The sequence below is a fragment of the Nonomuraea sp. KM90 genome (assembly GCF_052246675.1).
In the GTDB taxonomy this organism is placed as follows: Bacteria; Actinomycetota; Actinomycetes; order Streptosporangiales; family Streptosporangiaceae; genus Nonomuraea.
This window is the reverse complement of the sequence record NZ_JBQQCB010000413.1, coordinates 1-638: the sequence shown is the minus strand read 5'-3', so window position 1 is coordinate 638 and position 638 is coordinate 1. Positions and strand designations below refer to the sequence as shown.

1 protein-coding gene is annotated in these 638 nt (G+C 73.4%); it reads right to left on the bottom strand.

From position 1 onward, the window contains the following. The coding region (locus tag ACTWPW_RS64520; RefSeq protein ID WP_443175086.1) for a phosphopantetheine-binding protein at positions 1-599 on the bottom strand (599 nt) is incomplete at its 3' end. Between the last annotated feature and the right edge of the window lie 39 nt (positions 600-638).

The following is a 638-nucleotide window of genomic DNA, read 5'->3' as shown; positions in this document are numbered from 1 at the left end:
CGCGCGATCCCCGCCACCGTCGGATCCGCGAACAACTCCCGCACACCCAACTCCACCCCCAGCACCGACCGCACCCGCGAGATCAACCGCGTCGCCAGCAACGAATGCCCACCCAGATCGAAGAACCCGTCATCCACCCCGACCCGCTCCACCCCCAGCACCTCCGCGAACAACCCGCACAGAATCTCCTCACGGGCATCGCGCGGGCCCCGGCCCCCGGCCGCCCCGTCGAAGGCGGGGGCCGGCAGCGCGCGCCGGTCGAGCTTGCCGGACCGGGTCAGGGGCAGCGCCGCCAGCGGCACGAAAGCCGCCGGCACCATGTATTCGGGCAGCAGCGCGCCCACGTGCGCGCGCAGGTCCGGGACACCGGGCAGGTCGCCTGTGGCCGGCACGAGGTAGGCCACCAGGCGCCGCTCACCGGCAGCGTCCTCGTGGACCACGACCACCGCCTGGCCGACCAGCGGATGCGCGGTCAGCGCCGCCTCCACCTCACCCGGCTCCACCCGGAACCCGCGCAACTTGACCTGATCGTCCACCCGCCCGACGAACTCCAGCACACCACCCGCCCGCCACCGCACCACATCACCGGTCCGGTACATCCGCGACCCCCCGAACGGACACGCCACGAACCGCTCCCC